6 protein-coding genes are annotated in these 8,401 nt (G+C 66.8%); 3 read left to right on the top strand and 3 right to left on the bottom strand.

The genetic code is table 11. The features are described 5' to 3' along the window. Positions 1 to 550: 550 nt before the first annotated feature. The 3 genes from JHC81_RS12605 (at position 551) to JHC81_RS12595 (ending at position 3,506) form a co-directional block, all read left to right on the top strand. Positions 551 to 1,921, top strand: a complete 1,371-nt coding sequence (locus JHC81_RS12605; protein WP_292175217.1) for a class II 3-deoxy-7-phosphoheptulonate synthase — start codon at positions 551 to 553, stop codon at positions 1,919 to 1,921. A 2-nt stretch (positions 1,922 to 1,923) separates the two neighbouring features. Continuing rightward, a complete protein-coding gene (locus tag JHC81_RS12600) occupies positions 1,924 to 2,508 on the top strand; it encodes a prephenate dehydratase domain-containing protein (RefSeq protein WP_292175216.1) in 585 nt (194 codons plus the stop codon). 233 nt (positions 2,509 to 2,741) lie between these two features. Continuing rightward, positions 2,742 to 3,506: a chorismate mutase gene (locus JHC81_RS12595; protein WP_292175215.1), complete on the top strand. Its 765-nt coding sequence runs from the start codon at positions 2,742 to 2,744 to the stop codon at positions 3,504 to 3,506. Here JHC81_RS12595 and JHC81_RS12590 read toward each other — a convergent pair whose 3' ends face one another. From JHC81_RS12590 to JHC81_RS12580, 3 genes are all read right to left on the bottom strand, one after another. After that, positions 3,507 to 4,322 carry a thioredoxin domain-containing protein gene (locus JHC81_RS12590; protein WP_292175214.1) on the bottom strand — a complete coding sequence of 272 codons (816 nt, stop codon included), beginning with the start codon at positions 4,320 to 4,322 and terminating at the stop codon, positions 3,507 to 3,509. A 21-nt stretch (positions 4,323 to 4,343) separates the two neighbouring features. Further along, positions 4,344 to 5,756 (bottom strand): M48 family metalloprotease, encoded by a 1,413-nt coding sequence (locus JHC81_RS12585; RefSeq protein ID WP_292175213.1) that lies wholly within the window; start codon positions 5,754 to 5,756, stop codon positions 4,344 to 4,346. Positions 5,757 to 5,819: 63 nt separating this feature from the next. Next, on the bottom strand, positions 5,820 to 8,401 hold a 2,582-nt coding region (locus tag JHC81_RS12580; protein WP_292175212.1), incomplete at its 5' end, for a ribonuclease E/G.

The following is an 8,401-nucleotide window of genomic DNA, read 5'->3' as shown; positions in this document are numbered from 1 at the left end:
GCGGCGGGAACGAGATGAGCGGGGTGGGGTGGTCCCGGCTACGCGGGTTTGTCGGTGAACACCGACCTTCTCCGCGAGCACGGTGTCTCCCCAAAACAGGAAGGACGCCCTCAAGCAGCGAGCCTCCGCGAGGCGAGCGTTAGGGCGTCGTTCCGGAGAGCGCCCTCGGGCGCTCTCCACAAAGAGCGTATGGCAGGGAACCTGCGCTGTTCACGGGATCGGGTTCCGCAAGGCTCCGACCGTCCCGCCGGAGGCCATGTCGGCAAGGCGCTAAGAGCGTCGCTGGTCCTGGGTGGGGGATGCCCCTCCATCCCAGGCCGACAGCCACCGGTCAGACATCTCGTGCGGAGCGTTCGTCTGTCGCCGAAACATCCATCTCCCACGGTCTCCGGGCGACAGCCCGGCGCTCCGCCGGCCCATCCCACCCTTAACCGGTTGCGGGTTTCTGCAGGCGGGGAAGACGGCTGCCCGACCGTCGCCGTTCCATTCACTTTGCAGCACTGCAACGCCGTGCGTTGTCGCGGCCCCGTCGAAAGCCTATTCTGTATTCATGACAATGCGCTGGACCCCCGAAAGCTGGAGACAGAAACCCGTCGTGCAGATGCCGACGGACTATCCGGACATGGCCGAACTGGCGCGGGTCGAGGATGAACTGCGGGCCATGCCACCGCTGGTATTCGCAGGCGAGGCGCGACGCCTGACCTCCAAACTGGCCCAGGTCGAGGCGGGTGAGGCCTTCCTGCTGCAAGGCGGCGACTGCGCCGAGAGCTTCAAGGAGTTCTCCACCGACAATATCCGCGACACCTTCCGTCTGATCCTGCAGATGGCGGTCGTTCTGACCTTCGCGGGCCGCAAGCCGGTGGTGAAGGTCGGCCGTATCGCCGGGCAGTTCGCCAAGCCGCGGTCGTCGGGCGTGGAGCAGATCGGCGATGTCGAACTGCCGTCCTATCGCGGCGACATCATCAACGGCATGAACTTCACGCCGGAAGAGCGCATCCCCGATCCCCAGCGTCTGCTGAGGGCCTATAACCAGTCGGCCTCGACCCTGAACCTGCTGCGGGCCTTCGCGGGCGGCGGCTATGCGGACCTGTACAACATCCACCGCTGGACGCTCGGATTCGCCGACCATGCCGTCGGGGCCCAGTACCGCGAACTGGCCGAAAAGATCACCGAGGCCCTGGCCTTCATGGAGGCGGTCGGCGTCACGCCCGAGACCCATCCGGACCTGAGCCGGGTCGAGGTCTTCACCAGCCACGAGGCCCTGCTGCTGAACGTCGAGAGCGCCCTGACGCGCCTGGATGGCGGGTCGGGCGAATGGTTCGACACCTCGGCCCATATGCTGTGGATCGGCGAGCGCACGCGCCAGCTGGACGGAGCCCATGTCGAGTTCATGCGCGGCATCCGGAACCCGATCGGCGTCAAATGCGGCCCGACGATGGAGCCGGACGACATCCTGCCCCTGATCGACGCCCTGAACCCGGACAACACGCCGGGTCGCCTGACCCTGATCGGCCGGTTCGGTCACGACAAGGTCGGCGATCGCCTGCCGCGTCTGATGAAGGCGGTGAAGGCCGAGGGCAGGCGGGTGATCTGGTCCATCGACCCGATGCACGGCAATACGTTGAAGGCCTCCAATGGCTACAAGACCCGTCCGTTCGACCGAATCCTGGGCGAGGTGAAGACCTTCATCGACGTGGCAGAGGCCGAGGGCGTTCACCCCGGCGGCGTCCATCTTGAAATGACCGGCCAGAACGTCACCGAATGTCTGGGCGGGGCCCAGGCCGTGACGGAGGACGACCTGTCCAGCCGCTATCACACCCATTGCGATCCCCGTCTGAACGCAGACCAGGCGCTGGAGCTGGCCTTCCTGGTCGCCGAGCGCCTGAAGACCGGGCGTCAGTCGCGATCGAAGGCGGCCTGACCGTGCTGGAGGGCGTCGGCAAGCCCGAGGGTGACGACGTCGCCGGACGGTGTGCCTATCAGGGTGCGCCGGGTGCCTTCAGCCATGAGGCCTGCGTCGACCTGCGTCCCTGGGACGAGGCGGTGCCGTATCAGACGTTCGAGCATGTGCTGGAGGCCCTTCAGGCAGGCGATGTCGGCTGTGCCCTGATCCCGGTCGAGAACTCGACCATAGGCCGGGTCGAACCGGCGGCGACCCTGGTGGAGAACAGCGGCCTGCACATCGTCTCCGAGGTCTGGCGGCCTATCCGCCTGGCCCTGATGGCCCCGCACGGTGCCCGTCTGTCGGACATCAGGACGGCCGAGAGCCACCCCATCGCCCTGCGCCAGTGCACCGGCACCCTGACCGGTCTGAGCATCGAACCGGTCATCGTCTTCGACACAGCCGGGGCCGCCCGTTCGGTCGCCGAGGCGGCAGATAAGAGCCGCGCTGCCGTCGCCCCTGTCCGCGCGGCCGAGGTCTATGACCTGTCGATTTTGCGCAACGATATTCAGGACGAAGCTGAAAATCGGACGCGTTTCGTCCTGCTGAGCGCCAAACCGGCTTGACGCCGCATGTTCCTTGCGTCCAGTGAGGCGCATGGCCCGTCCGCAAGCAATGGCTGCGACCTTTACCGCCCGCGCTTTCGCGGTGTCGGGCCTCTATGCCTACGGCTTTCGATACGCCGGCTGAGGCGTCGGGCACTCGCTCCTGACGGCCTCGCCGGCGACCGCTCCGCGACGGAGCGGCGGCTCGCAAAACCCCTCATCGCAGCCCTGTCGAATACCGAAAGCTCAATATCGTGCCCCACACCAAAACTGCCCTCCAGCAAGTCTGGCCCGCTTTGACGGACATCAGCCCTGAACACATGGCGCTCGCGGCCCTGCGCCACGAGATCGATCTGCTTGACGACGAACTCCTGGCTTTGTTCCAGCGTCGCCTGGCCATCGCCGCCCGCGTCGGCCAGGCCAAGGACGCCCCCGCAGGCCCCCACGTCAAACTGCGCCCCGACCGCGAACAGCGTGTGCTGGACCGCGTCCTGGCCCAGGCCGAACCGCATAATCAGGAGGCCGTCGAATCCCTCTGGCGTCAGATCGTCGGCTGGGGCCTTGCCCGGCAGGGCCGGATGAAGGTCCAGGTCTGGTCGCCGATCGAGCCGACCCGTGCCTTCGACGGGGCCCGCCTTCGCTTCGGAGCCGCCGCCGACATGCGGGCCGTGCGCGATCCGCAGGCCGCGCTGGAATGGGCGTCCGAAGGCCACGGCGTCGCCGTCCTGGCCGTCAATGCGGGCGATCCCTGGTGGACGGGCCTGCGCCGCGAATGGGCGGGGCTCAGCGTGTTCGACGGCTTCGGTGGCGAGACGCCCAGCGCCTTGGCCGTCGGCCGCATCGACCCCGCCGCCCTGCCGACGGGTCGCCGCGTGGTCGTCGATGCCGGTGGCGATGCCGGTGACGGCGGCGGCATTCGCCGTCGCGGGCTGGACACCCATCACGGCTGGACGCTGTCGCTGACCGATGCCGCCCTGCCAGTCGGTGGCGACGAAGGCTGCGTCGGCGCGATCCCCTGATCAGCCCGCCTTGGCGGCCCGGATGGCGGCATCGATGTCCGCCGGCTGGATAGTCGCGCTGGCCTTGCCGTTGATCAGGAAGGTCGGCGTACCCTGCAGACCCAGCGTCGTCGCCGTCGTCTGAACGTCCGCCAGGTGCGAGGCTATCTCGCCGCTGGCCATGGCCGTTTCGGCCTGGGGCAGGGACACGCCATTGTCGTTCAAGATGCGGGCGATGCTTTCGGGCGTCAGGTCCGGCTCGGCCATCAGATCGCGGAAGACGGGCAGATATTTGCCCTGACGATGCGCCGCCTGGGCCGCCCGGGCCGACAGGTGCGAAACGCCGTCGCTGCCGCGATCCAGGATCGGCCAGTCCTTGAACACGAACCGCACGTCCGGATGCGCCTGCATCAGGGCCAGAACTTCAGGGGCCGTCGCCTTGCAGCCAGGGCAGCGGAAGTCGAAGAACTCCACCACCGTCACCTTGGCGTCGGCGGGACCGAAAGACGGATCGCGCGGATCGAGCGCCAGCAGGGCTGGATTGGCGGCCGCACGCGCGGTGATCTGACCCGCCAGCTCGCGATCCGCCGCCTGACGCGCGACGTCGGCCTTTGCATTCAGGGCGTCGCTGACTTCCTGAAGGACTTCGGGATTGGCGAGCAGATAGCTGCGAACCCGCGCATCGAAGTCGCCACCGGTCGCATAGGGCGCGACCGCGACGACCAGAGCGATCAGGCCCACAACCAGTCCTGCCAGACCCACCTTGGCATCGGATAACCATGACCTCTTGGCAGGCGTCGGCGCGGGCTCTGGCGTCGGTTCGGGCGTATCGGTCATGCGTATCCTGAAAAGTCTCGATCAGCCGCCGGCCGGCACGATGACCGGCTGGCGGCGGGCATTGCGGCGGTCGACGTCATCGACATCGGCCTGGGTCGCGCCCGAGGCGAAGACGATGTCCATGGCACGGGTCCACTCCGGGCTGCCGCGATCCAGCATGTCGCGGGCCCGCAGGGCGAACTGCGTGGACTGACGCTCCGAGCCCATGGCGAAATACATTTCCGCCGTCGCCAGCCGGGCCTGGCCCTCCTTGCCCTGGCTGGAATAGGCCTGCGACAGCAGACGCCAGGCCAGGGTGTTTTCCGGCTCCAGCGCCACGGCGCGTTTCAGTTCCAGAATGGCCGGGTCCAGCTTGGTCGGGTCCTGCGAGGCGATCAGGGCGTGGCCCAGATTGACCCTCAGCAGCGGTGCATCCGGCTTGAGCTCGACTGACCGCTGGTGCGAGGCGAGGGCATCGGCCGGACGACCTTCCTCCATCAGCACCTGACCCCGCAGTTCCCAAAAGTACGGGTTCTCGGGCTGTTCGGCCAACAGCACATCGATGGCGGCGATGGCCTTTTCGATCTCGCCCTGGCGATACCAGGCGATAGCGCGGGCATAGCGGCCGGGCAGGCTGACGTCCGTTTCGGGATAGGCGCGCAGCGTATCTGTCGGATGGTCCATGAAGGCGTGCATCTTGGCCAGCACCAGGGCGTGCTGGGCCGCACGCTCGGGCGTATCGACCGCATCGTTATGCGTGCCTTCGGCCACGATGCGGCGCAGGTTCTCGATCCGCTCGGACGACAGCGGGTGGCTGCGGAAATAGGGATAGCGACGGGCGTCGGAGAAGACTTCCTCGGTGCGGAAGTTGCGCTCAAAGAAGGTCACCAGTCCGCGTCCCGATTCGCCCGCCCGGTCCAGCGCCCGGGCGGCTGTGTTGTCGGCCTCGCCTTCCTGATGGCTGATGTAGCGCAGGGCGCTCAGTGTGCCGAAATACTGGCTGTTGCCGATCAGGACCGCCCCGGCGTCCGGCGCACCGGCCGCAATGGCCAGGGCCCCCAGGGCCATGGTCATCAGCAGCGGCTGCATGCCTGCGTTCTGGGCACCATCCCTCAGGGTATGGCGGTTCTTGATGTGACCCGCCTCGTGCGCGACCACCCCCAGCAGCTCGTTGGCGTTGCGCGTGCGCATGATCAGTCCGGTGTTCAGGCCCATGATCCGGCCGCGCGTGGCGAAGGCATTCAGGCTGTCGTCATTCACCAGCAGGATTTCGACTTCCTCGGGTTCCAGGCCCATGGCCACGAAGACTGGCGAAGACCATTCGTGAATGATCTCCTCGATCTCGGTGTCGCGAATGGCGCTCTGGGCCGCAGCGGGCGAGCCCGTCGCCAGCAGCAGACCAGCAACGGACGCGGCCCCGAACAGGCGGCGGACAGGTCGGGACAGCCAGGTCATGGCAAACTCCTCAAGCCTCGAACGCCCCCGTTCGGTACGATCTCACAGACTAATCGCGTCCTTTCAGCGGCGCCACCACCCACGTTTGGGCTTTTCGGGCGGTGCGACGATCTGGGCGGGATCATCGGCGATTAGAGCGGCGACGTCGACCTCGGGCTGAGGGGCCACATGTTCGACGACCGTTGCCGCTGTCGGCTCCGTCACGGTTTCGGCGCGTTCCTCGACAGCCTCGGCCGGCGTGACGTCGAGTTCGGCAAGCTCTGCCGCGACAGGCTTGGCCTCGTTCGGCTCGATCGGTTCAGTGACCGCTTCTGGCTTGGAGGCCTCGGTCGTGTTGGCGGACGTCTTGCGACGGACGCGGCGGCGTTTCGGCTCTTCGATCACGGCCACCGGCGGCATATCGGCATCGGCTTCGATCTGGACGGCCATCGGCGTGTCGGGCGAGCCGTCGGCGGGCATGCCTTCGTTGGTCGCGCGAGCCTCGACCTTGACCTCGTGGGTCAGTTCGCCGCCACGGTCACGACCGCGACCCCGTCCGCGACGCCGGCGCGATCGACCGCCCTCGCGGCCTTCACGCTCGCCCTCGGGACGTTCGCCGATCCGCTCCTCGACGTCGGCGATCACGCTGTCAGGAGACGCCACCTCGGTCCGCGTTTGTGAGCGCTCAGGATTGATCGGGTCGAACCAGACGTAAGGATCGTCCAGCGACGGGGTACGACCGCGCACCCAGAAGAAGGCGTCGCGCTCGGTGCCTTCCTCGCGAGTCCGGCGCCCCCCGCGGCGACCCCGACGACGGCGGCGACCGGCCTCGCTGTCGTCGTCGTCTTCACCCACAGTCAGGGCAGGAGCGGCCTCGTCATCGCGTGGCGCAGCTTCGGTCTCGTCGCGACGGCCGCCACGACGGCGGCGACGGCCGCGTCCGCCGTGTTCGCGGTCGTGTCGCTCGGAACGCTCACGCGGCTCGTCGTCGTCGGTGTCTTCGCGGTCTTCGCCGTCTTCGGCGTCGTCATCGTCGGCGATGATGTCATCGTCGTCGGCCTCATCCTCGTCATAGGCGCTGTCGTCGAAGTCATCGTCCAGATCGATGAAGGCCGGTGCCTGTTCCGGCACGAAGTCCTCATTGGTCTCGATGCGCTCAATAGCGTGTTCGCCCTGACCCAGGCTGTCGTCGATCAGGATCACGACGTTTAGCCCGCGCTTGACCAGCAGGCTGTTCAGATAGTCGCGCTTGTGGTTGAGGATATAGAGTGCCACGGCGGTCGACAGCCGCAGATTGACAACGCCCGCGCCGTTCTTGCCGGCCTCGATATCGACAGCCCGCAGGGTCATCAGGGCGGCGCTTTCCGCCGAGCGGATACGCCCCGCGCCCTGGCAATGCGGGCAGACCTCGGTGGCCCCCTCGATCACACCCAGGCGACGACGCTGGCGGCTAATTTCCATCAGGCCGAAGCCGGAGATGCGGCCCATCTGGATGCGCGCACGATCCTTTGCCAGGGCGTCCTTCAGCACCTTTTCGACGGTGCGGTTGTTCTTGCCCTCGTCCATGTCGATGAAGTCGATGACGATCAGGCCGGCCAGGTCGCGCAGGCGCAACTGGCGCGCCGCCTCGATGGCGGCCTCGATATTGGTCTTTGTGGCCGTGGCCTCGACGTTGCGCTCCTTGGTCGAGCGCCCGGAGTTGACGTCGATGGCGACCAGCGCCTCGGTTTGGTTGATGACCAGGTAGCCGCCGGAGGGCAGGGGCACGACCGGCTGATGGATCTGGGTCAGCATCTCCTCGATGCCGTTGGTCGCGAACAGGGGCCGCGCGCCCTGGTACAGATGCACCTTCTTGGCCTGCGAGGGCATCAGCACTCGCATGAAATCGCGGGCCTCCTTGAAGCCTTCGATGCCTTCGACCTGAATGCCGTCGAAATCCTTGTCGAACATGTCGCGCACGGCACGGCGGACCAGATTCTCTTCCTCATAGATAATCGAGGGGGCGTTGGACTTCAGCGTGGTCTCGCGGATCGTCTCCCACAGGCGCAGCAGATATTCATAGTCGCGCTTGATCTCGGCCTTGGTGCGCTTTGCCCCCGCCGTACGGATGATCAGGCCCATGCCGCGTGGCACGTCGAGGGCGGCGGCCGCAGCCTTCAGGCGCTTGCGGTCGGTGGCCTGGGTGATCTTGCGCGATATGCCGCCGCCCTTGCCGGTATTGGGCATCAGCACGCAGTAGCGGCCGGCCAGAGACAGCCAGGTGGTCAGGGCCGCGCCCTTGCCGCCGCGCTCGTCCTTGACGACCTGCACCAGCATGACCTGACGACGCTTGATGACGTCCTGAATCTTGTAGCGGCGCATCAGGCGGCGTTTCAGCCGCTCTTCCTCGGCCATGCCGCCTTCGGACTCGCCGTCGTCGCTTTCGCGGCCCAGGTCGTCGTGATCGTCCTCGTCCGAGTGCGCCTCGGCCATGATGGCCTCGCGGTCGGCGACCGGAATCTGATAGTAGTCCGGGTGGATTTCGTTGAAGGCCAGGAAGCCGTGGCGATTGCCGCCGTATTCGATGAAGGCGGCCTGCAGGCTGGGCTCTACGCGGGTGACCTTGGCGAGATAGATGTTTCCACGAAGCTGGCGCTTCGTGCGGGATTCAAAGTCGAATTCCTCGA

Source organism: Brevundimonas sp. (assembly GCF_016463295.1).
Lineage (GTDB): Bacteria > Pseudomonadota > Alphaproteobacteria > Caulobacterales > Caulobacteraceae > Brevundimonas.
This window is presented reverse-complemented; position numbering and strand designations above follow the sequence as displayed.